The 22196-nt window shown below is 65.6% G+C and carries 18 protein-coding genes, 1 pseudogene and 1 riboswitch; of the genes and pseudogenes, 8 read left to right on the top strand and 11 right to left on the bottom strand.

Going from position 1 to position 22196, the window contains the following annotated elements:
• The coding region (locus tag HNR60_RS23960; RefSeq protein ID WP_210313349.1) for a hypothetical protein at positions 1–286 on the top strand (286 nt) is incomplete at its 5' end.
• 128 nt (positions 287–414) lie between these two features.
• Here HNR60_RS23960 and clpB read toward each other — a convergent pair.
• Together clpB and HNR60_RS07845 are read right to left on the bottom strand one after the other, a co-directional pair.
• Positions 415–3054 carry an ATP-dependent chaperone ClpB gene (clpB, locus tag HNR60_RS07850; protein WP_184256103.1) on the bottom strand — a complete coding sequence of 880 codons (2640 nt, stop codon included), beginning with the start codon at positions 3052–3054 and terminating at the stop codon, positions 415–417.
• A gap of 429 nt (positions 3055–3483) precedes the next feature.
• A complete protein-coding gene (locus HNR60_RS07845; RefSeq protein WP_430694889.1) occupies positions 3484–4146 on the bottom strand; it encodes a TIGR02594 family protein in 663 nt (220 codons plus the stop codon).
• Between HNR60_RS07845 and HNR60_RS07840 the strand changes: the two genes are divergently transcribed.
• Entirely contained in the window at positions 4042–5265 is a 1224-nt protein-coding gene (locus tag HNR60_RS07840) for an alpha/beta fold hydrolase (RefSeq protein WP_347339320.1), read from the top strand. The two genes, HNR60_RS07845 and HNR60_RS07840, sit on opposite strands and share 105 nt — an antisense overlap.
• 135 nt (positions 5266–5400) lie before the next feature.
• Here HNR60_RS07840 and metW read toward each other — a convergent pair whose 3' ends face one another.
• Entirely contained in the window at positions 5401–6066 is a 666-nt protein-coding gene (gene metW / locus HNR60_RS07835; protein WP_184256098.1) for a methionine biosynthesis protein MetW, read from the bottom strand.
• Position 6067: 1 nt separating this feature from the next.
• Positions 6068–7270 (bottom strand): homoserine O-acetyltransferase MetX, encoded by a 1203-nt coding sequence (gene metX, locus HNR60_RS07830; protein WP_184256097.1) that lies wholly within the window; start codon positions 7268–7270, stop codon positions 6068–6070.
• A 78-nt stretch (positions 7271–7348) separates the two neighbouring features.
• Positions 7349–7428: riboswitch (SAM riboswitch) on the bottom strand.
• A gap of 199 nt (positions 7429–7627) precedes the next feature.
• On the opposite strand from metX, the gene HNR60_RS07825 reads away from it, so the two are divergent.
• Genes HNR60_RS07825 through HNR60_RS07815 form a run of 3 tightly spaced genes read left to right on the top strand, consistent with a single transcriptional unit; the run spans position 7628 to position 10545 of the window.
• A complete protein-coding gene (locus HNR60_RS07825) occupies positions 7628–8479 on the top strand; it encodes a chorismate mutase (RefSeq protein WP_184256095.1) in 852 nt (283 codons plus the stop codon).
• Positions 8480–8506: 27 nt separating this feature from the next.
• The gene (gene hisC, locus HNR60_RS07820; RefSeq protein ID WP_184256093.1) at positions 8507–9604 is read left to right on the top strand and encodes a histidinol-phosphate transaminase; all 1098 of its coding nucleotides are present in this window, start codon (positions 8507–8509) and stop codon (positions 9602–9604) included.
• A complete protein-coding gene (locus HNR60_RS07815; protein ID WP_184256091.1) occupies positions 9601–10545 on the top strand; it encodes a prephenate/arogenate dehydrogenase family protein in 945 nt (314 codons plus the stop codon). Before hisC ends, HNR60_RS07815 begins: the two co-directional genes overlap by 4 nt.
• Before the next feature lie 982 nt (positions 10546–11527).
• Here HNR60_RS07815 and HNR60_RS07810 read toward each other — a convergent pair.
• The 3 genes and pseudogenes from HNR60_RS07810 to HNR60_RS07800 all read right to left on the bottom strand — a co-directional run.
• Positions 11528–11654 (bottom strand): annotated as a pseudogene (locus HNR60_RS07810) (CorA family divalent cation transporter); the annotation flags it as partial.
• A 124-nt stretch (positions 11655–11778) separates the two neighbouring features.
• The gene (locus HNR60_RS07805; RefSeq protein ID WP_184256089.1) at positions 11779–12396 is read right to left on the bottom strand and encodes a Uma2 family endonuclease; all 618 of its coding nucleotides are present in this window, start codon (positions 12394–12396) and stop codon (positions 11779–11781) included.
• A gap of 96 nt (positions 12397–12492) precedes the next feature.
• Complete coding sequence (locus tag HNR60_RS07800) at positions 12493–13473, bottom strand: magnesium transporter CorA family protein (RefSeq protein WP_184256087.1); 981 nt, start codon at positions 13471–13473, stop codon at positions 12493–12495.
• Positions 13474–13821: 348 nt separating this feature from the next.
• Here HNR60_RS07800 and HNR60_RS07795 point away from each other — a divergent pair, with 348 nt between their 5' ends.
• Positions 13822–14502 (top strand): L,D-transpeptidase, encoded by a 681-nt coding sequence (locus HNR60_RS07795; RefSeq protein ID WP_184256085.1) that lies wholly within the window; start codon positions 13822–13824, stop codon positions 14500–14502.
• 45 nt (positions 14503–14547) lie between these two features.
• On the opposite strand, the gene HNR60_RS07790 is transcribed toward HNR60_RS07795, so the two are convergent.
• On the bottom strand, positions 14548–15525 hold the full coding sequence (locus tag HNR60_RS07790; RefSeq protein ID WP_184256083.1) for an extensin family protein: 978 nt from the start codon (positions 15523–15525) through the stop codon (positions 14548–14550).
• A gap of 108 nt (positions 15526–15633) precedes the next feature.
• Between HNR60_RS07790 and HNR60_RS07785 the strand changes: the two genes are divergently transcribed.
• Together HNR60_RS07785 and HNR60_RS07780 are read left to right on the top strand one after the other, a co-directional pair.
• Positions 15634–17262, top strand: coding sequence for a fatty-acid--CoA ligase (locus HNR60_RS07785; protein WP_184256081.1), 1629 nt, complete (start codon positions 15634–15636; stop codon positions 17260–17262).
• 159 nt (positions 17263–17421) lie between these two features.
• Positions 17422–18261 (top strand): DUF1499 domain-containing protein, encoded by an 840-nt coding sequence (locus HNR60_RS07780; protein ID WP_184256079.1) that lies wholly within the window; start codon positions 17422–17424, stop codon positions 18259–18261.
• Between the two features lie 283 nt (positions 18262–18544).
• Here HNR60_RS07780 and HNR60_RS07775 read toward each other — a convergent pair whose 3' ends face one another.
• The 3 genes from HNR60_RS07775 to ribB all read right to left on the bottom strand — a co-directional run bounded on the left by HNR60_RS07775 (position 18545) and on the right by ribB (position 22075).
• The gene (locus tag HNR60_RS07775) at positions 18545–19468 is read right to left on the bottom strand and encodes an MBL fold metallo-hydrolase (RefSeq protein ID WP_184256077.1); all 924 of its coding nucleotides are present in this window, start codon (positions 19466–19468) and stop codon (positions 18545–18547) included.
• 246 nt (positions 19469–19714) lie between these two features.
• Positions 19715–20929 (bottom strand): acyl-CoA dehydrogenase, encoded by a 1215-nt coding sequence (locus HNR60_RS07770; protein ID WP_184256075.1) that lies wholly within the window; start codon positions 20927–20929, stop codon positions 19715–19717.
• Positions 20930–20998: 69 nt separating this feature from the next.
• Positions 20999–22075, bottom strand: a complete 1077-nt coding sequence (gene ribB, locus HNR60_RS07765) for a 3,4-dihydroxy-2-butanone-4-phosphate synthase (RefSeq protein WP_184256072.1) — start codon at positions 22073–22075, stop codon at positions 20999–21001.
• Positions 22076–22196 lie beyond the last annotated feature (121 nt).

Raw genomic sequence — 22196 nt, 5'->3', positions numbered from 1 at the left:
TCCATCGGCTGCTCCATCCGAATCGGGAGCCTCCTTCAGAATCAATTTCCCTCCGCTTCGCAACAGCTTACAAATTCCCACATGCGATTCCCCTGCCCGCAAGCGGGAGAGGGAGCCGGTTTCCACTGCGGCGCGCGCTGCGGATACAATTTCAGGGCAAGATAAATTCAACAGGCGCCGCGTTGGCTTCGATCACCCCGACGCGACGCTTTGGTTGAAAACCGCCACGCACGGCGTCGATTGCAGACCGCGACGCAATCGCTCGATTGAAAATCGCTTCGATTGACCAAAAACCGTTCGCCATCGGCAGCGCGCTCCCTCCCCGCTTGCGACCCGCTTGCGGGGGAGGGTTGGGGTGGGGAAGCCATGCACCGGCGCGAGGCTGCAGAGCCGCGCGAGTTTGCGCCAAGCCGCTTAGTTCAGCATCCGTTTCGACAGCGGCCGCGCGAACGGCGCGATGTCGGCGGTGTGCGGCGGCCTGCCGTTGAAGGTCAAGACGCCGCCTTCCGTCGCGATCACCACGTGGTCGCCGTCCTTGACGTCGCCGGCCAAGATCATCTCGGCCAGCGGATCCTGCACGTGGCGCTGGATCACCCGCTTCAACGGCCGCGCGCCGTAGGCCGGATCCCAACCCTTTTCGGCCAGCCAATCGCGCGCCGCGGCATCGAGCTCGAGCACGATCTTGCGCTCCTCCAGCAGCTTGGCGAGCCTGGTGAACTGGATCTCGACGATCCGCCCCATCTCGCTCTTCTGCAAGCGGTGGAACAGGATGATCTCATCGACCCGGTTGAGGAATTCGGGGCGGAAATGCGCCCGCACCATCGCCATCACCGGCTCGCGCACCACCTCGGTGTCCTCGCCCTCCGGCTGGTTGACCAGGAATTCACTGCCCAGATTCGACGTCATCACGATCAGCGTGTTGCGGAAGTCGACGGTGCGGCCCTGCCCATCGGTGAGACGGCCGTCGTCGAGCACCTGCAGCAGCACGTTGAACACGTCCGGATGGGCTTTTTCGATTTCGTCGAACAGCACCACCTGATAAGGCCGCCGCCGCACCGCTTCGGTCAAAGCGCCGCCCTCGTCATAGCCGACATAGCCCGGAGGCGCGCCGATCAGCCGGGAGACCGAATGCTTCTCCATGTATTCGGACATGTCGAGCCGGACCATCGCGGTCTCGTCGTCGAACAGATACTCGGCGAGCGCTTTGGTCAGTTCGGTCTTGCCGACGCCGGTCGGGCCTAAAAACATGAACGAGCCCATCGGCCGGTTCGGGTCCTGCAAGCCGGCACGCGAGCGCCGCACCGCGGTCGCCACCGCGTGCACCGCTTCGAACTGGCCGACCACCCGCTTGCCGAGCGAGTCTTCCATCCGTAAGAGCTTGTCCTTTTCGCCCTCCAGCATCTTCTCGACCGGCACGCCGGTCCAGCGCGACACTACCTGCGCGATGTGGTTGGCGGTGACCGCCTCCTCCATCATCTCGCTCTTGCCGGCATTGGCTTCGATCTCGGCGAGCTTGCGCTCCAATTCCGGAATCCGCCCATAGGCCAGTTCGCCGGCGCGCTGATACTCGCCGCGGCGCTGCGCGTCCGCCAATTCGATGCGCAGACCGTCGAGCTCGCTTTTGAGCTTCTGGGCGTTCGACAGCTTGTTCTTCTCAGCACTCCAGCGCGCGGTGAGCGCCGCGGATTTCTCCTCGAGCTCGGCGAGTTCGCCGGACAAGGTCTGCAGCCGGCTCTTCGAGCCGGGATCGGTTTCCTTCTTCAACGCCTCCTGCTCGATCTTCAGCCGGATGATCTCGCGGTCCATCGAATCGAGTTCTTCCGGCTTGGAATCGACCTGCATCTTCAGCCGGGCCGCGGCCTCGTCCATCAGGTCGATCGCCTTGTCGGGCAGGAAGCGGTCGGTGATGTAGCGGTTCGACAGCGTGGTCGCCGCCACCAGCGCGGAATCGGCGATACGCACGCCGTGGTGCTGCTCGTACTTGTCCTTCAGGCCGCGCAGGATCGAGATGGTGTCTTCCACCGTCGGCTCGGAGACGAAAATCGGCTGGAACCGGCGCGCCAAGGCGGCGTCCTTTTCCACATGCTTGCGATATTCATCGAGCGTGGTGGCGCCGATGCAATGCAGCTCGCCGCGCGCCAGCGCCGGCTTCAACAGGTTCGAAGCGTCCATCGCGCCGTCGGCCTTGCCGGCGCCGATCAGCGTGTGCATCTCGTCGATGAACAGGATGATGCCGCCCTCGGCCGAGGTGACCTCGGCCAGCACCGCCTTCAGCCGCTCCTCGAATTCGCCGCGATATTTCGCGCCCGCGATCAGGGAGCCCAGATCGAGCGACAACAGCTTCTTGTCTTTCAGGCTTTCCGGCACGTCGCCGTTGAGAATGCGCAGCGCCAGGCCTTCGACGATCGCGGTCTTGCCGACGCCGGGCTCGCCGATCAGCACCGGATTGTTCTTGGTGCGGCGCGACAGAACTTGAATCGTCCGGCGGATTTCCTCGTCGCGGCCGATCACCGGGTCGAGCTTGCCATCGCGCGCGGCTTGCGTGAGATCCCGGGCGTATTTCTTCAGCGCGTCATAGGCGTTTTCCGCGGTCGCGGAATCCGCGGTGCGGCCTTTGCGCAGCGCGTTGATCGCGGCGTTGAGGTTCTGCGGGGTGACGCCGCCCTTCTTCAGCAGCGCGCCGGCCTCGCTATCCTTGTCGAGCGCCAGCGCGAGCAGCAGCCGCTCCACGGTGACGAAGCTGTCGCCGGCCTTCTCGGCGGCCTGCTCGGCGGTCTCGAACGCCCGCGCGGTGGCCGGGGCCAGATAGACCTGGCCGGCGCCGGCACCGGACACTTTCGGCATCTTGTTGAGCGCGTCCTCGGTGGCCTGCAGGATCGCCCGGGAGTTGCCGCCGGAGCGGTCGATCAGGCCTCCGGCGAGGCCTTCACTGTCGTCCAGCAGCACTTTGAGAATGTGCAGCGGCGAGAACTGCTGGTGGCCCTCTCGGACCGCCAGAGATTGCGCCGACTGAATGAAGCCGCGCACCCGTTCGGTGTATTTTTCAATGTTCATTTTCGAATGTCCCTCAGCCTGCCGTTGCGCCCCGAAAGCACGCGAACGACATCTTCATTGGGTTGTGCCGACCGCGCTGATTTGCTCAGCCGGCGGCGGGGCTCGCCGGCGCGATCGGCCGGCTTGACACCAATGTGGGAAGGGATTCCGGGCCGCGAAAGGGGTTCCCTCACAATTTCGTCAGCGGCGAGCCTCAGTGGCCGCCGGTCCAGGCACGGCCTTCACCTCTCCCCGCTTGCGGGGAGAGGTCGATCCGGCGCAGCGTTAGCGAAGCCGGATCGGGTGAGGGGCGCTTCGGCAGAACGCGGCGCCCCCTCACCCGGCGCGACAAGCTGCGCTTGTCTCGCCACCCTCTCCCCGCAAGCGGGGCGAGGGGAAAGATGCCGCACCGCTCTTATCAACTTCCACGTTGCAAGAGCAGCCACTTCATCAACTCGCCGGCATCACATAGGCGTAGACCCGGCTGCGCGAATAGGTCGCCTCGGCGACGCGGTGGCCGTGATTGCCCGATACCACGATCGGGTTGCCTTTGCTGTCGATGCCGCTGACCACGCCGACATGGCCGCCGCGACGGCCGCGCGACATCACCGCGATGGCGCCGACCTGCGGGCCGGAAATCCGTTGGCCGTACTGCGCGAACGAGCGCGCCATGTCCGAGCCGGTGCCGGAATGGCCGGAGCGCTGCAGCACCATGTTCATGAACCGCGCGCACCACAGGCTGCTGCGGCCGGTCGGATTGCCGCTGCCGATGAAGCTGCGGGCGGTGGCGACGATATTGGAGACGCCGAAGCCGCCGCCGCTGCTCGGCTGCGTCGCTGCGGCGTTGCTCTCGGCAAAGCCGAACTGCGGCTGCGCCGCGGCCGGCATAGCTGCCGCGCGGCGATGATGGCGGCCGTAACGTCGCGCGCCGTGATGCCGATTGAAATGATGAGGCCGCTGCGCGGCGTGATGGGCGTGATGCCCGTGAGCGTGCCGGGCGGCGCCGTGATGCGAGCGGGCCGAAGCCGGCGTCGCGAAGGCGGTGATCACCGTGATCAGCAGAGCGATTGCAGAAAAACCAAAGCAACGACGAAACGCACGAAACTCAACCATACCAGATGTCCTCATCAACACCCCCAATTCCATCCGGCCAACCGGGCCGGACAACGAGGGCGCCTAATGCATTTCGGGATGTGGCGAGATCAAGACCCGCGGGCTAATCATTTCGTGACCGTCCGGCCATTGACACCGCTATCCTGCGCAACGCGAACGACAAATCGGGTTAACCAAGGGCTGCGCCGCTGGCGCGAAATTGCTATGTTTCAACGTGTGCGCGCATCATCGCGCCATTACGCCAAGGGAATCGCGATGCCTTTTGCTACCACCAAGGACCATGTGCAGCTGTATTACGAAGAAGCCGGCGACGGCACGCCGATCCTGTTCCTGCATGAATTCGCCGGCGACTATGCGAGCTGGGAACCGCAAATGCGCTATTTTTCCCGGGGCCATCGCTGCATCACCTACTCCGCTCGCGGCTATACGCCGTCGCACGTGCCGGATAGCGACGCCGATTACGACTTCCAACATGTCCGCGACGACGCGATCGCGATGCTCGATCAGTTGCGGATTGCCGCCGCGCATTTCGTCGGACTGTCGATGGGCGCCTATTCGGCGCTGCAGGTCGCGCTGCAAGTGCCGTCGCGCGTACTATCATTGACGCTGGCCGGGATCGGCTCCGGCTTCGAGGCCGAGCGGCTCGAGGCTTATCGCGCGCGATGCCGCGCCGAGGCCGATGAGTTCGAACGCGGCGGCGCTTCGGAAATCACCAAGCTCGCAGGCCTGACGCCCGGCCGGATTCCGTTCTTGGTAAAAGATCCGCGCGGCTTCCGCGACTTCCACGACGCGCTCGGCGAACACGACGCCAACGGCTCGGCGCGTACCATGCGCAATTTTCAGGGCGCGCGGCCGCCGCTCTCGGAGTTCAAAGAGGCGATCGCCAAACTGACGCTGCCGACGCTGATCATGGTCGGCGACGAGGACGATGCCTGCATCGACGCGAGCCTGTTTTTGAAACAGCAGATCGCGACGTCAGGGCTTGCGATGTTTCCGAGGTCAGGCCACGTGCTGAACTTGGAAGAGCCCGCGCTGTTCAACGCGGCGCTGGAAAAATTCCTGGCGCTGGCCGAAGCCGGCCGTTGGGGCCCGCGCGATCCGCGTTCGGTGAGGGCGTAGCGGAGCGGCCTTCACCTCTCCCCGCTTGCGGGGAGAGGGAGCGCGCCGCCGTTGCAGAGGCGCTGCGACTAACTTGGAGTATGTAGGGCAACGACGCAGGACCGCGTCCGGGACACGGCATCGCGGTTCGACTGCCTATTTGGTCTTCTCCGCGCGGCTCAGCAAGAACACCCCCTGCTCGCCGAACAGGTTCCAGAACCACCACGGCGCGTTCAGCCGCAGCGGGCGGCCGTGCTGATCGAGCGCCACCGCGCGCTCCATCTTGACGTTGATCTCGTCGCACAGCAGCACGAAATCCTTGATGGTGCAGAAGTGGATGTTCGGGGTGTCGTACCAGGTCGCCGGCAGATTCTCGGTGCGCGGCATCTGGCCGTGGATCAACAGCTGCAGCCGCATGTTGAGATAGCCGAAATTCGGAAACGACACGATGGCGCGCCGCCCGATCCGCAGCAGGTTTTCCAGCACGACGCGCGGCTGCCGCGTCGCCTGCAGCGTCTGCGACAGGATCACGTAGTCGAAGGCGTCGTTCGGATAGTTGACGAGGTCGGTGTCGGCGTCGCCCTGCACCACGGCGAGCCCGCGGGAGACGCAGCGGTTGACGCCCTCGCGCGACAATTCGATGCCGCGGCCGTCGATGCCGCGGGTTTCCAACAGCTGCAACAGGTCGCCCTCGCCGCAGCCGACGTCGAGCACCTTGGAACCGGGCTCGACCATCTCGGCGACCAGCACGTGGTCGGCACGGTAGCACTTCAGCGGATGCGGTTCCGGCGCGATGAAAGGCAGTGATTCCTGAGCCGACATGTCACTTGCCTTTCGCGACGAGACCGTGCGCCACGCCGGCCGATTGCAAAAAGGCGCGCGCGATATCGACGAATTCCGGCACGTCGAGCAGGAAGGCGTCGTGGCCGCGATCGGTCTCGATCTCGGCGAACGACACCCGCGCGCCGCCGGCGTTCAGCGCGTGCACCACGTTGCGGGATTCCGAGGTCGGAAACAGCCAGTCCGAGGTGAACGACACCACGCAGAACCGCGTCGCGGTGTCGCGAAACGCCTCCGCCAGCACGCCGTTATGGTCGGCGGCGATGTCGAAATAGTCCATCGCCCGGGTCAGATACAGATAGCTGTTGGCGTCGAACCGCTCGACGAAGGACGAGCCCTGATAGCGCAGATAGCTTTCGACCTGGAAGTCGGCGTCGAACGAAAACGTCGGCAGCTCGCGGTCCTGCATCCTGCGGCCGAACTTGCGGTGCAAGGCGGCGTCGGAGAGATAGGTGATGTGCGCGGCCATCCGCGCCACGCCGAGGCCGCGGTGGGGGTAGGTGCCCTCCTCGTAATAGCGGCCGTGGCGCCAGTCCGGATCGGCCATCACGGCCTGGCGGCCGAGCTCGTGGAAGGCGATGTTCTGCGCCGAATGCCGCGTCGAGCAGGCGATCGCCAGCGCCGAGGCCACCCGCTTCGGATAGGCCACGGTCCATTGCAGCGTCTGCATGCCGCCCATCGAGCCGCCGACCACGCAGAACAGCCGGTCGATGCCGAGCCGGTCGATCAGCATCGCCTGCGCCCGGACCATGTCCGGAATGGTGATGATCGGGAAATCCAGCCCCCACGGCTTGCCGGTCGCCGGGTTGGTCGAGGACGGGCCGGTCGAGCCCATGCAGCTGCCGATCACGTTGGAACAGATAATGAAGAACCGCTCGGGGTCGAGCGGCTTGCCGGGGCCGACCAGGGTCTGCCACCAGCCGGGCTTGCCGGTCACCGGGTGGATATTGGCGACGTGCTGGTCGCCGGTCAGCGCGTGGCAGACCAGGATGGCGTTGGATTTGTCGGCGTTGAGCTCGCCATAAGTCTGGTAGGCGATCTGGAACGGCGCCAGGTCGACGCCGCAATCCAGCCGCAACGGCTGCTCGGCGCCGAACCGCGCCACTTGCGACGACGGATGGTCCGCCTCGTGGGCGCGCTCCTCGGCGTGGATCGCCTGGCTATGGACCGACTGAACCTTCACCATCTTGAGACCGGTCTCCTCACGGTTCCCAGCAACATCGATCGGGCACAAAAAAACCGGCCTGAACAATGTTCGGCCGGGATCAAACTGTCCCCGGCCTGTTTAGCGAGTTGTTTAACGTGGCTGCAAGCCGGCCGGCTCAAATGACCACGACGAGCTAAGACATTAATCCCACAGGGGTCTTTCGTCAAGCGCCGCCGCGGAATGGCCGGTCTCCTGTGTGGCAGCCAAAGCCTTAAGCTTTTCTTTGCTTTCGCGGCCGCTCTTTCTTAAGCAATGCCTCTTGCCCGGCGGTCGGCCGTGACCGAACCGGGATGGCTTGGCGGGAGCGCCTCTCGCGTCCCTCGAAGGTCTTCAACAATGTCCACTTTGCCTCCCTCGCCGCCGTCGCTGGCGAATCTGCGCCGCGAAATCGATTCGATCGACGAGCAGGTCCACAACCTCTTGATGCAGCGCGCCGACATCATCGACCGGCTGATCTCGGTAAAGCAGACCCAGGAGGTCGGCTCCGCGTTCCGCCCGGCGCGCGAGGCCGACATGATGCGCCGGCTGGTGCAGCGCCATCACGGCATCCTGCCGCTCGATACCGTGGAAAGCATCTGGCGGGTGATCATCGCGACCTTCACCTATGTGCAGGCGCCGTTCTCGGTGCATGCCGATCTCTCGCTCGGCGAATCCGCGATGCGGGATTCCGCGCGATTCCATTTCGGCTTCACCGTGCCGTTCGTGCCGCATTTTTCCGCGCAGGCCGCGGTCGACGGGGTGTCGCGCTCGAAGGGCGATCTGGCGCTGGTGTCGGCGACCTCGAGCCGCACGCCGTGGTGGGTCGCGCTGGAAACCGCGGGCGCGCCGAAGATCATCGCAAGGCTGCCGTTCATCGAGCGCGCCGACCATCCCGCCGCCTTGCCGGTGTTCGTGGTGTCGCGCGTCGCCGACAGCGCCATGGTCACCGAGGTCGAGATGTGGAGCGTGCGGGTGTCCGGCTGGAATGCCGAGATCGCCCGGGCGCTGTCGCCCTTGGCCGAGATCGTCGCAGTGCCGGATACCGCGTTCGACGGCGCCGCGCTGCTGATCTCGATCACCGCGGCGACCAGCCTCGAGGCCGTCAAGGCGGCGCTGGTCGAGGCCGGCGCCTCGCTGCGCTCCTCGGCCCTCGTCGGCAGCCATGCAACCCGCTATATGGTGCCCCCGACCGGCGCGCCGAAAACCTGATCCCGCGTCATCATCTGGAGTTTGACGATGTCCCGCCCCGTGCCGAATCCCGGCATTCTCGATATTGCGCCCTACACCCCCGGCAAGAGCCCGGTCGCCGAACCCGGCCGCAAGGTGTTCAAGCTGTCCGCCAACGAGACCCCGTTCGGCCCCTCGCCGCACGCGATCGCGGCGTACAAGGGCGCGGCGGATCATCTCGAGGATTATCCGGAAGGCACCTCGCGGGTGCTGCGCGAAGCGATCGGCCGCGCCTACGGGCTCGATCCCGACCGCATCATCTGCGGCGCCGGCTCCGACGAGATCCTCAACCTGTTGGCGCACACTTATCTGTCGCCCGGTGACGAGGCGATCGCCACCACCTACGGCTTTCTGGTCTATCCGATCGCCACCATGGCGAACGGCGCCAAGCTGGTGATCGCCGAAGAGAAGGACTTCACCTGCGACGTCGACGCCATCCTCGCCAAGGTGTCGCCGAACACCAAGCTGGTGTGGCTCGCCAACCCGAACAACCCGACCGGCACCTACGTGCCGTTCGACGAGGTGAAGCGGCTCCGCGCGAACCTGCCCGAGCACGTCATCCTGGTGCTCGACGGCGCCTATGCGGACTACGTCTCGAAGAACGACTACGAGAGCGGCATCGAGCTGGTCTCGACCACCGACAACACCGTCGTGACGAGGACCTTTTCCAAGATCCACGGCCTCGCCGCGCTGCGCATCGGCTGGATGTTCGGTCCCGCCGCCATCGTCGACGCGATGAACCGGATCCGCGGCCCGTTCAACACCTCGGTCCCGGCGCAGCTCGCCGCGGTCGCGGCGATCGAGGACACCGCGCATGTCGAGATGTCGCGCAGCTTCACCGAACAATGGCGCGGCTGGCTGACCGAGGAATTCACCAAGCTCGGCCTCACCGTGACGCCGAGCGTCTGCAACTTCGTGCTGATCCATTTCCCGACGAGGAAGGGCAAGACCGCGGCCGATGCCGACGCGTTCCTGACCAAGCGCGGGCTGGTGCTGCGCGCGCTGAACAATTACGGCCTGCCGGATGCGCTGCGCATGACCATCGGCACCGAGGAGGCCAACCGCTTGGTGGTCGACGCGGTCGCCGACTTCATGGCGCAGAAATGATCGCCACGGCGCCCTTCAAACGGCTGGCGCTGATCGGCTTCGGGCTGATCGGCGGCTCGATCGCGCGCGGCGCGCGGGCGCAGGGTCTGGCCTCCGAGATCGTCGCCACCGCGCGTTCGGCTGAGACCCGCGCGCGGGTCGCCGAACTCGGCATCGTCGATCAGGTGTTCGAGAGCAATGCCGAGGCGGTGAAGGACGCCGACCTCGTCATCCTGTGCATTCCGGTCGGCGCCTCCGCCGAGGTCGCCAAGGAGATCGCGCCGCATCTGGCACCCGGCGCGATCGTCTCCGACGTCGGCTCGGTGAAGGCCGCGGTGCTGCACGCGATGGCCGAACATCTGCCGGCCGGCGTGCATCTGATCCCGGCGCATCCGGTCGCCGGCACCGAGAATTCCGGCCCGGATTCCGGCTTCGCCGAACTGTTCATCAACCGCTGGTGCATCCTGACGCCGCCCGAAGGCGCCGATCCCAAGGCAGTGGAGAAGCTGGCGGCGTTCTGGAGCGCGCTCGGCGCCAATGTCGAGGTGATGGCCGCCGAACACCACGATCTGGTGCTGGCGGTGACCAGCCATCTGCCGCATCTGATCGCCTACACAATCGTAGGCACCGCCGAGGAGCTCGAAGGGGTGACGCGCTCGGAGGTGCTGAAGTTTTCCGCCGGCGGCTTTCGCGATTTCACCCGCATCGCGGCGTCCGATCCGACGATGTGGCGCGACGTGTTCCTGAACAACAAGGACGCGGTGCTGGAGATGCTCGGCGAATTCCAGGAGGATCTGTCGAAACTGACCCGCGCGATCCGCCGCGGCGACGGCGACGCCTTGTACGAGCACTTCGCCCGCACCCGCACCATCCGCCGCGGCATCGTCGACATCGGCCAGGACGCCGCAGCCGCCGACTTCGGCCGGCCGAAGGCGGAGCTGGCGAAAAAGGCGGCGGAGTAGCTGGGCAGCTGCGGCGCGGGTTTGCGGCCGCGAACTTGCTGCTGCCGCAGCGCAGGCGGTGCTGGACTCTTGTCGGAGATCGGCCGTCAGTGCACTCCCGCGCCTCCAGATATAGGTGTCATCCCCGCGAAAGCGGGGATCCAGTATTCCAGAGCGCTTGCGGCTGCATGCAGCCCGATCGACGCTCTGGAATACTGGGTCGCCCGGTCAAGCCGGGCGATGACCGCAGGGAGCGGAGCGCGGCATTGCGCTTCATGATCTCGGCTTGGATGTTTCAAACAGCCACGATGAACCCCGGATAGCCGCTCGCGATCTCGCGACGCGGAGCGCCCGAGCTTTGCGAAGTGCCCCCCTCGACGCAATGAGGGGGGAGGCGCGCCGCATGGCGCGGGGGTGGTTGTTTCGCGGTTGTTTCCCGGCCGCTGCGAACGGCGAGAAGCCAACCGCGTCGCCTTGCGGCGCGCCACCTGCGGCGATTTATGGCCCCGGGACCGTGCTTCCGGGGACAGGCGCGATGCACTCCGCACCACTGATCCAGCGGGCTTTCCCCGCCTTCACCTGTCCCGCGTCCAGCCAACCAGCAAGTGGCAGAGCCTCCTAGTGGGCCCGGACGGTGACCTGGGGCCTCCCGGGTGATGCTTGCGAGGCACCAGCGCGGGACGCCGCGTCGACCGCGTGGGAGTTGCCTCCCTCTCGGCAGCGAGTATTTGGCGGGTCGCCCCGCCGCTCGCTCTGTCCCGCTTCAAAAGCGCCCTCGAGAAGCGCCCCTCACGGACAGGACGACTAGGAATATAATCAGGATTGGGGAACTGTCAATGGGTCGGCGCTGTAGCGCTGTAGCCCGGATGAAGCGCAGCGAAATCCGGGGACATGGTCTCTCCGCCGCAGTTGTATCGGTGTGATATCTTGCCAAGAGGCCGCCCGATATTTTGTCCCGGATTTCGCTTCGCTCCATCCGGGCTACGCTTGCTGAATCGCCCCCTCACAACCACTTCTTCCACTTGAACAGCAGATACGGCACCACCGCGGCGCACAGCATCATGCCGAAGCGCCATCGGATAGCCGTGCTGCCATTGCAATTCCGGCATCAGCCGGAAATTCATGCCGTAGCCCGTAGGGTGGGTTAGGCGCTGTTGCGCCGTAACCCACCGCCGCACACGCCACGGTCTGCTCGGTGGGTTACGCGCTGCGCGCTAACCCACCCTACAAGCTCCCACCCTACAAGCTCCCACCCTACGCGCTCCGCGGCATCAGCGGCGTGCCGTCGTAAAGCGCGGCGAGCGCGCAACTTAGCCCGAACGCCGGCAGTCGCAATTCGGCTTCGGGGCCGCTGAGCCGTGCGGAGGTCCAGCCGTCGTTCGACCTGATATCGACCGCAACCTCGATGCGATCCTGCTCGACGATCAGCACCGCCTCGCAGGGCGGATGCGCCAGATAGATCTCGCGCTTGACGTCGATCCAGCGGCCGCCGCTGCCGGGCACCGGCAACTCGTCGGTCGCCGAAACGATCTCGGCCAACAGATAGCAACGCTCGACGAAGCGCTGACCGGCGGCGTAGTCGGCGTCGATCACGCCGACATCGGGCTCCGGGCGAAAGGCAAGCGAGCCGAGTTCGATGCCGGGCCGCTGGGTGGCAAGCCGCGACCGATCGAACCGACCGAGTGCGTTGTTCAATAGCCATTCGAGATTGCTGGCGATCCGATTATGCGCGATCGTCGCTGGCGTCATCATCATTGGAACACCAGAAATCAGTTCCCACCGCTCGTGATCGGGGCGCCGGTCCTGAAACGCCCGGAATTCGGCGACCGACATGCGCCCGGCGAGCTTGTCGTCCGAGACCACGATTCCCATCGAACGCCTCCGCTGGTTGCAGTGCTCTCAGCCGTCATTCCAGCGCCACAACGGCGCGGCGTCCAGCGGAATTTGCGGTCGACGAGGCGCGCCCCCTCACAACCACTTCTTCCACTTGAACAGCAGATACGGCACCACCGCGGCGCACAGCATCATGCCGAGCGCCATCGGGTAGCCGTGCTGCCATTGCAATTCCGGCATCAGCCGGAAATTCATGCCGTAGATCGAGGCGATCAGGGTCGGCGGCATCAACACCACGGCCATCACCGAGAACAGCTTGATGATGTTGTTCTGCTCGAGATTGACCACGCCCAGCATGGCGTCGAGCACGAAGGTGATCTTGTTCGACAGATAGGAGGCGTGGTCGCTCAAGGAGCCGACGTCGCGCTGCATGGTTTTCAGCTGCGCGCGCATCTCCTTCGACCATTTGATGTCCTCGGTCTCGGCGGTGACGTAGGTGACGAGCCGGCCGATCGACACCAGGCTTTCCCGCACCTTCGAGGTCAGGTCGCCCTTGCGGCCGATCGCGATCAGGATGTCGGAATAGCGCTTGGCGTGGCCGGTGCGCAGCGAGGCGTCGGGCTCGAAGATGTCGCGGCTGACCTGGTCGATGTCGGCGCCGACCCGCTCCAGAATGTCGGCGCAGCGGTCGATCACCGCGTCGAGCAATTCCAACAGCACCATCGCGCCGTTGGTGCCGGGGGCGACGCCGCGCGCCAGCTTGTTCTCCACCAGCAGGAACGGCTTCGGCGCGTCGTAGCGCACCGTCACCAGCCGCTGGTTGGAGAGGATGAAGGTGATCGGGCTGATCCGCGGCGAATTGGTGTCGGCGGCGCAGACCAGCGTCGCGGTCATGTAGCGGGCGCCGTTCTCGGTGTAGAGCCGGCTGGAAATCTCGATCTCCTGCATGTCTTCCCGGGTCGGCACCGCCACCCCGGCGAGCCGCTCCACCGCGCGGTCCTCTTCCGGGGTCGGCTTCTCCAGATCGATCCAGACCGCGTCCGCGGGCAATTCGGACAGATCGGAGCCGGCGGATTTCTTCAACGCAGACTGGGACGGGGAGAAGATCGCGATCATTGCAGCTCCGAGAACGGGGACGGGCAGGTCGAGGCGGGACGCGGTCCTGCAGTGCGCAACTCCGCGGGATTTGGCAAGCCCGCCAACGCCCGACTTGCCCCGGTGTTGCCAAGCCGTAATGACAGACGCGTGAACGCCGGCTCATGCGCCGCAACAACTGCCTGCTAATTCATCGCAGCCCCGGTTTTTTGAGACAAAATTGCCACAGCTTACGGGCCGCGTACGGTGAGCGGCATCTAAGCGCTGGAATGACGGGGGATTTCGGCGATAATCGGGGCACATGGAATCGTGGCCGCGAAGGCCGGTTTTTGGCGTGTGTGCGCGCCGGAATTCGATTGGATTAAAGAGATGGCGACTTTGGGATCGAAACTCGGACTGCTGGCCGCTGGCCTGTTGCTTTCCGGCTGCGTGCAGACGACGACCTATCAGGAGACGTCGCAGAACATTTTCAAGCCGCGCGACAAGGAGCTGCTGGCCAAGGTGTCCTACGTCAAGACGCCGGTCGCCGAGCCGTTCCGCCGCGCCATCGTCGATTATCACCGCAAGGAAGCGCCGGGCTCGATCGTGGTCGATTCCGACAATCACTATCTCTATCTGGTGCAGGACGGCGGCAAGGCGATCCGCTATGGCATCACGGTGGGCGAGGAAGCGATGGCGTGGTCCGGCATCGCCAAGATCGGCAACATGGCGGAGTGGCCGGCCTGGCACCCGACGCAGAGCGAGATCTCCCGGCTCGGCGTGCCGAAATTCGTCGCCCCCGGCCCGGACAATCCGATGGGCTCGCGCGCGCTGTATCTCTACTCCGGCGGCAAGGACACCCTGTTCCGGATTCACGGCACCAACCAGCCGGAATATATCGGCGCGTCGATCTCTTCCGGTTGCATCCGGTTGACCAATGAAGACGTGATCGACCTCTACAGCCGGGTGAAGCCCGGCGCCGTGGTGGTGGTGCTGGAGCCGAAGCACGGCGATTCGCCGGTGAATTCCAAGCTGGCGCTGCAGGGCAGCAACAGCAACGGATCGTTCTGATCCAGCACCCGAAGCGGCGGGCCCTCGCCCGCACGCCTGTTGAATTCAAAAGCGCCGGTGCTCCCGGCGCTTTTTTGTTGGCTGGCCGGCGGGCTTCGGCTGTTCGGCGGCTTGCGGCTGAGCGTCGGGCTGCTGCTCGGCCTCTGCCGGCTGCGCCTCCTGCTGCTGCGCCGCGGCCGGCGGCTCTGCGCCCTGCTCGGCCTTGGCCGCCACCACGCGCGGCGGCGCCTCCTCCGGCCGTTCCGCCGGCAACAGCGGCGCCACCACCGGCAACGGATCCCAGACATTCCACTGACAGATCCGATAGCCGCCGCGGCGCTGCGCCAGATCGAGGTGGATGTGGTCCTCGTGGTACCAGTCCGAGCCAGGTCCCAGCACGGTGGTGAAGCGCGTGCACACCGACGCCAGCACGGTCTCGCGCACCTCGCGCGACGCGGCGCGGTCGGTCAGCGAGATCATCGCGCCGTTGGCGAGCTTGAGGCCGCGGACGTCGATCGCATTGGCGCGGCCGTGTTCGGAGAGCTTGGCGCCGACCACCCGGTTGCGGCCGCGGCATTCGAACGAATCGAAATTGTCCAGATCGGCGAGCTTGCTGCCGAGCTTTGCTGCCAGCGGCGCCATGTCGTCGCGAATCCAATGCGTGAGTTCGCTGGCCATCGCGCAGCGCAGGATCGCCGCCGGCTTCACCGCGACACGGCTATGATCCGGCAGCACCACGGCTTCGAGCCGCACCAGATCCTCGCCGCCGCAGCCGCCGGCGCCCTTGATGTCGGGGATCGACGGCGCGATCGCGAGCTGCTCGGTCAACGCCATCCGGCAAGCGGAGAGCTGCGGCGCCGGCTTTGCCGCGGGTGGAGGCGGCGGCGCCGCGGCTTCCGCGGCTGGTTGCTCGGCCTCCTCAGCGGACGGCTGCGCGGCAGCGGCCGGCGCCTCCGCCGGGCGCGGCTTCGGCAACGGCACCTGGCCGCGCGCCATTCCGGCATCCGGAAATAACAACACCAGCATTGCGGCCAGCGTCAGCATGGACGCTTCGCCGCGGCGCCTCGCCCGACAAGCCCATTTGCTCACGCCGTTGTCCGCGCTAAAGTTGCTGCCAATCCGAAAGGAATAACAAGAAGGAGGAACGTTTCGATGCGCGGCTTGATGCAAGACTGGCCTTTGCTGTGTCATCGGATCATCGACCATGCGGCGATGATCCACGGTGAGCGCGAGATGGTCACACGGTCGGTCGAGGGTCCCATTCACCGCACCAATTACGCCGAAATACGGCAGCGCGCGCTGAAAGTCGCGCAGCGGCTCGACCGCGACGGCATCAAGCTCGGCGACCGCGTCGCCACCATCGCCTGGAACACCTGGCGACATCTGGAAGCTTGGTACGGGATCATGGGTATCGGCGCGATCTGCCACACCGTCAACCCCCGGTTGTTTCCCGATCAGATCGCCTGGATCGTCAATCACGCCGAAGACCGCGTGATCATGACCGACCTCAGCTTCGTGCCGGTGCTGGAAAAGATCGCCGCGCAATTGCCGAGCGTCGAGCGCTACATCATCCTGACCGACAAAGCCCACATGCCGCAGACCACGCTGAAGGATGCGGTGTGTTACGAGGATTGGATCGCCGAAGCCGACGGCGACTTCAAGTGGCTGCGGTTCGACGAGAACACCGCCGCGGCGATGTGCTACACCTCGGGCACCACCGGCGATCCGAAGGGCGTTCTGTATTCGCATCGCTCCAACGTGCTGCACGCCTTGATGGCCAATAACGGCGACGCGCTCGGCACCACCGCCAAGGACACAATGCTGCCGGTGGTGCCGCTGTTCCACGCCAACAGCTGGGGCATCGCATTCTCGGCGCCGTCGATGGGCACCAAGCTGGTGCTGCCGGGGCCGAAGCTCGACGGCGCCTCGGTCTACGAGCTGCTCGACACCGAGAAGGTCACCCACACCGCAGGCGTGCCGACGGTGTGGCTGATGCTGCTGCAATACATGGAGAAGACCAAGCTCAAGCTGCCGCATCTCAAGACCGTGGTGTGCGGCGGCTCGGCGATGCCGCGGGCGATGATCAAGGCGTTCTCCGACATGGGGATCGAGCCGCGCCACGCCTGGGGCATGACCGAGATGAGCCCGCTCGGCACGGTGTGCTCGCTGCAGCCGCAATTCACCTCGCTCGACGCCGAACAGAAGCTCGACATCCTGCAGACCCAGGGCTATCCGCCGTTCATGGTCGAGATGAAGATCACCGACGACGCCGGCCACGCGCAGCCCTGGGACGGCAAGACCTTCGGCCGGCTCAAGGTCAGCGGGCCTGCGGTGTCGGCGGCGTATTTCCGGGTCAAGGACGAGATCCTCGACAAGGAGGGCTTTTTCGACACCGGCGACGTCGCCACTATCGACGGCTACGGCTACATGCGGATCACCGACCGCTCCAAGGACGTGATCAAGTCGGGCGGCGAGTGGATCTCCTCGATCGATCTGGAAAACCTCGCGGTCGGCCATCCCAAGGTGGCGGAGGCCGCGGTGATCGGCGTCTATCATCCGAAGTGGGACGAGCGGCCGCTGCTGATCTGCCAGCTCAAGCCGGACGAGACCGCGACCCGCGACGAGATCCTGCACTACATGGACGGCAAGATCGCCAAATGGTGGATGCCCGACGACGTGATCTTCATCGAGGCGATCCCGCACACCGCCACCGGCAAGATCCTGAAGACCGCGCTGCGCGATCAGTTCTCCAACTACAAACTGCCGACCGCCGCGGCGTGAAGGGACCTTGCTTCACCTCTCCTCGAGACAAAACGGGAGAGGTGAAGAAGCCGCGGTGCGAATTCGAGGCTTGAATTTCGCCTCCGAGCATGGTCTCAAACGGGTTCACGGCGGTCGGTGCTCGGCGGCCGCGCCTCCCAACCGGCAGACATTCCGCCCATGGCCCGCAGGTTTTCCGCGCCGTATCAAACGGAGCCGGTGTCCAACCTCGCGCTGTGGGCGCGGCGGCTGGCGGTGTTTTCCGCGGTCGCGACGCTGACCTCGATCGGCATCGTGCGATTCGGCTTTCTCGAAGTGAAGCCGGCGCTGGCGGCATTTTTCGCAGCGCTCGGCATCGCCGGGCTGTCGATCCTGGTGGCGCTCGCCGGCTTCGTGGCGATCTGGCAGAACGGCTCGCGCGGCATGAGCGCGATCCTGCTGGCGCTGGCGATCGACGTGGCGATCCTCGCCTACCCGGCCTATCTCGGGCTGCAATATCGTAAATTGCCGCCGATCCACGACATCACCACCGATTCGATCGACCCGCCGAAATTCGAGGCTTTGGCGCGGCTCCGGCTCGGCGACGGCGCCAACACCGCGGTCTATGCCGGACTGTATTCCGCCGAGCAGCAGCGCGCCGCCTGGCCGGAGATCGAAACCGTGCAGCTCGATGTGCCGGTGCAGAAGGCCTACGACCTCACGCTGGAACTGGTCACCAAGCGCAAATGGCGGATCGTCGACGCCCGCGCGCCGCAGCCGCCGCGCCGCGAAGGCAAGATCGAGGCGGTGGCGCGCACGCTGATCATGGGGTTTCGCGAGGACGTCGCGATCCGGGTGCTGCCGGACGGCGACGGCGCGCGGGTCGATATCCGCTCCTCGTCGCGCTATTTCGAAAGCGACCTCGGCAGCAACGCAGCGCGCATCAGCAAGCTGATCGCCGACATCAACACCGCCGCCGACAACGCCGCCTTGGCGAAGAAGCCGGCGCCCGCAACGGGCGTGGTGAAGGGGAAGAAGTAGCGAGGGCGCGAGGCGGCATGACTGCCGCAATCGTGGCTTCAACCAAGCGTCAAACACGAACACTGCCGTCATTCCGGGGCGCGAGGCCGCAGGCCGAGCGAACCCGGAATCCAGTATTCCAGGGCAGTGATTACTGGATCCCGGGTTCACTCGCAGCTATCGCTGCTCGTGCCCCGGGATGACGGCTTGTTGTTGGTTGGGCGCGTCGATCCGAACCAACGCGTCTTCCCCCCTACTCGCTCCCGCCGCTCACATCTCCACGCAACAGCTTGGCGCTGCGACGCTACGGCCTCGCCATCCGATAGCTGCCACCGATCAACGGATCGCCGTCGGTGGCGACCACGCCGCGATCGACCAGGTCTTCCAGATGCGCCAGCACCGAATAGCCGGCGGCGCCGGCGAGCCGCGGGTCGATGCCGATATAGATCGCGCGCACCAGCGTCGGGATATCGGCCTCGCCCTTGTGCAGCCGATGCAGGATGGATTGCTCGCGGGCCTGGCGATGCCGGATCAGGAAGCGGACGTAGCGCGGGCCTTGCGGGATCGCCTCGCCGTGGCCGGAGAAATACATCTGCTCGGGGCGCGCCGCGAGCTTGTGCAGCGAGGCCATGTAGTCCGGCATCGCGCCGTCCGGCGGCGCCACGATCGAGGTCGACCAGCCCATCACGTGATCGCCGACGAAGCTGGCATTCTGTTCGCGCCAGGCGAACGCCAGGTGATTGGCGGTGTGGCCCGGCGTCGCCACCGTCTCCAGCGTCCAGCCGTCGCCTTCGACCACGTCGCCATCGCGCAGCATCACGTCGGGGCAAAAGTCGCGGTCGGCGCCGGACTCCGTGGAAATGGATTCGCTGTCGTAATACGGCCGCGAGGCGCGGTGCGCGCCTTCGGCGTAGACCGTGGCGCCGGTCGCCATTTTCAAGCGCGGGGTGTTCGGCGAATGGTCCTTGTGGGTGTGGGTGACGACGATGTGGCTGACGGTCTCGCCGCGCACCGCGTCGAGCAGCGCCTGCGCATGCGCCTCATTGTCCGGGCCGGGATCGATGATCGCGACGCGCCCGCGGCCGACGATGTAGCTCACCGTGCCGGTGAAGGTGAACGGCGAGGGATTGTTGCACAGGATTCGGCGCAGCCCCGGCCGCACCTCCTCGACCACGCCGGGCTTCAGCGCAAAGTCGCGGTTGAACGGGACGTCGTCATTGTCGCTCATGCGGGGGCCTGTCTCACGCGTTAAACCACAACCAAGTTCGTCATTCCGGGGCGCGAGCCAGTTGGCGAGCGAGCCCGGAATCCATAACCACCGCGGGGAGTATGGATTCCGGGCCTGCCCCCGGCCCGGCTTCGCGGACCGGGATGCATCCCGGAATGACGACCTTGAAACGGCCAAGCAATTCTCCGTAACGGTCCCGGCTCTGCGACGCCGCGCGAGCGCGGCATCGCGTCCGGGACACGCGCGTCAGCTGAACGCCTGGATCCCGGTGATGGCGCGGCCGAGGATCAGCGCGTGGACGTCGTGGGTGCCCTCGTAGGTGTTCACCGTCTCGAGGTTCTGGGCGTGGCGCATCACGTGGTACTCGATCTGGATGCCGTTGCCGCCGTGCATGTCGCGCGCCATCCGGGCGATGTCGAGCGCCTTGCCGCAATTGTTGCGCTTGACGATCGAGATCATCTCCGGCGCCATCTTGCCTTCGTCCATCAACCGGCCGACGCGGAGCGAGCCTTGCAGCCCGAGCGCGATCTCGGTCTGCATGTCGGCGAGCTTCTTCTGCACCAGTTGCGTCGCCGCCAGCGGCCGGTTGAACTGCTTGCGGTCGAGCGTGTATTGCCGGGCGCGCGCCATGCAGTCCTCGGCGGCGCCCATCACCCCCCAGGAAATGCCGTAGCGGGCGCGGTTGAGGCAGCCGAACGGGCCTTTGAGGCCAGCCACATTCGGCAGCAGCGCCTCCTCGCCCACCACCACGCCGTCCATCACGATCTCGCCGGTGATCGAGGCGCGCAACGACAGCTTGCCGCCGATCTTCGGCGCCGACAGCCCCTTCATGCCCTTCTCTAAGATGAAGCCGCGGATCTGGTTGTTGTGCTCGGGCGACTTCGCCCACACCACGAACACGTCGGCGATCGGCGCGTTGGAAATCCACATCTTGGTGCCGGTCAGCCGGTAGCCGTCGGACACCTTCTCGGCGCGGGTCTTCATGCCGCCGGGATCGGAGCCGGCGTCGGGCTCGGTCAAGCCGAAGCAGCCGACCCACTCGCCGGAGGCGAGCTTGGGCAGATATTTCTTGCGCTGGTTCTCGTCGCCATAGGCGTAGATCGGATGCATCACCAGCGACGACTGCACGCTATTCATCGAGCGATAGCCGGAATCCACCCGCTCGATTTCGCGCGCCACCAGCCCATAAGCCACGTAGCTGGCATTGGCGCAGCCGTAGTCTTCCGGCAGCGTGATGCCGATCAGTCCGAGTTCTCCCATCTCGTGGAATATCTCGCGATCGGTGCGCTCTTCGAGATAGGCCGAAGCGACGCGCGGCAACAGCTTGTCCTGCGCGTAGGCGCGCGCGGTGTCGCGGATCATGCGCTCGTCTTCGGTGAGCTGGTCTTCCAGCAGGAACGGATCGTCCCACTGGAAATTCACCGGAGCCGGCTTGTCCTTGGACTGCGGACGGACGCTCATCGAAATTCCTTTCACAAGGCGACGCTCCCGAAGAGGAAATGCGGCAGCGGCAGGTTAGTTGCTCAAGAACTAGCCTTCAAGCCGCTCGTTGGAGACGATCTCGATGCCGAAGCCCGACAGCCCCTTGTAGTCGTGCTGCGACGACGTCAGGTGGCGGATCGAGGAGACGCCGAGATCGCGCAGGATCTGCGCGCCGACGCCGATCTCGCGCCATTGCTTGTGGCGGTCGGCCTCCGCGGATTGCGGCTCGTCGATCGGCTCCACCGGGACGCCGGCGGCGCCGTCGCGCAGATAGACCAATACGCCGGAGCCGTTCGCCTTGAAATGATCCAGCACCGCCTGCATCCGCCGCGGCCCGGAGAACATCTCTTTCAGGATGTTCGGCTTGTGGAACCGGGTCAGCACGTTCTTGCCGTCGCCGATGCCCTTATAGATCAGCGCGATATGCGCGATGGACTCGAACGGCGAGCGATAGGCGTAGCCCTGCATCGGTCCGATCGGGGTCTCCATGGTGAAGCTGGAGACCCGCTCGATCAGCTTTTCGCGGGCCTGGCGATGCGCGATCAGGTCGGCGATGGTGACGTGCTTGATGTTGTGCAAGGCGGCGAATTTGACGACCTGCTCGCCCTTCATCACGGTGCCGTCGTCGTTCATCAATTCCGAAATGACGCCGACCGCGGGGAGCCCTGCGAGCTTGCACAGATCGACCGCGGCCTCGGTATGGCCGGAGCGCAGCAGCACGCCGCCCTCACGGGCGATCAGCGGGAAGATGTGGCCGGGGCGGGCGAAATCATTGGCGCCGGCGTTCGGATTGGCCAGCGCCCGGCAGCACGAGGCGCGTTCGTCGGCGGAGATGCCGGTGCCGTTGTCGGGCTTGTAGTCGATCGACACCGTGAAGGCGGTGGTGTGATTGGAATCATTGTTCGACACCATCGGATCGAGCCGCAGCCGGCGGGCGTCTTCCACGGTGATCGGCGCGCAGACGATGCCGGAGGTGTGGCGGATGATGAAGGCCATCTTCTCGGCGGTGCAGAACGACGCCGCGACGATCAGATCGCCCTCGCCTTCGCGGTCGTCGTCATCGGTGACGACGACGATCTCACCTTGGGAAAAGGCTTGCAGAACTTCCTGAATCGGATGGGCCATCGTTGGTTTTGCTCCTCTTTGCGGAGCAATAGCCGGACTCGCGGAACGGCGCCAGTCTCAATGTCCCCGCGCGCCGATCGGCCGCGCGACAGCCTATTCCGGCCCGCGGACGGCGCGACGC

Source organism: Rhodopseudomonas rhenobacensis, from assembly GCF_014203125.1.
Taxonomy (GTDB): domain Bacteria; phylum Pseudomonadota; class Alphaproteobacteria; order Rhizobiales; family Xanthobacteraceae; genus Rhodopseudomonas_A; species Rhodopseudomonas_A rhenobacensis.
The sequence above is the reverse complement of the archived record's forward strand: the minus strand, read 5'-3'. Positions and strand labels throughout refer to the sequence as shown.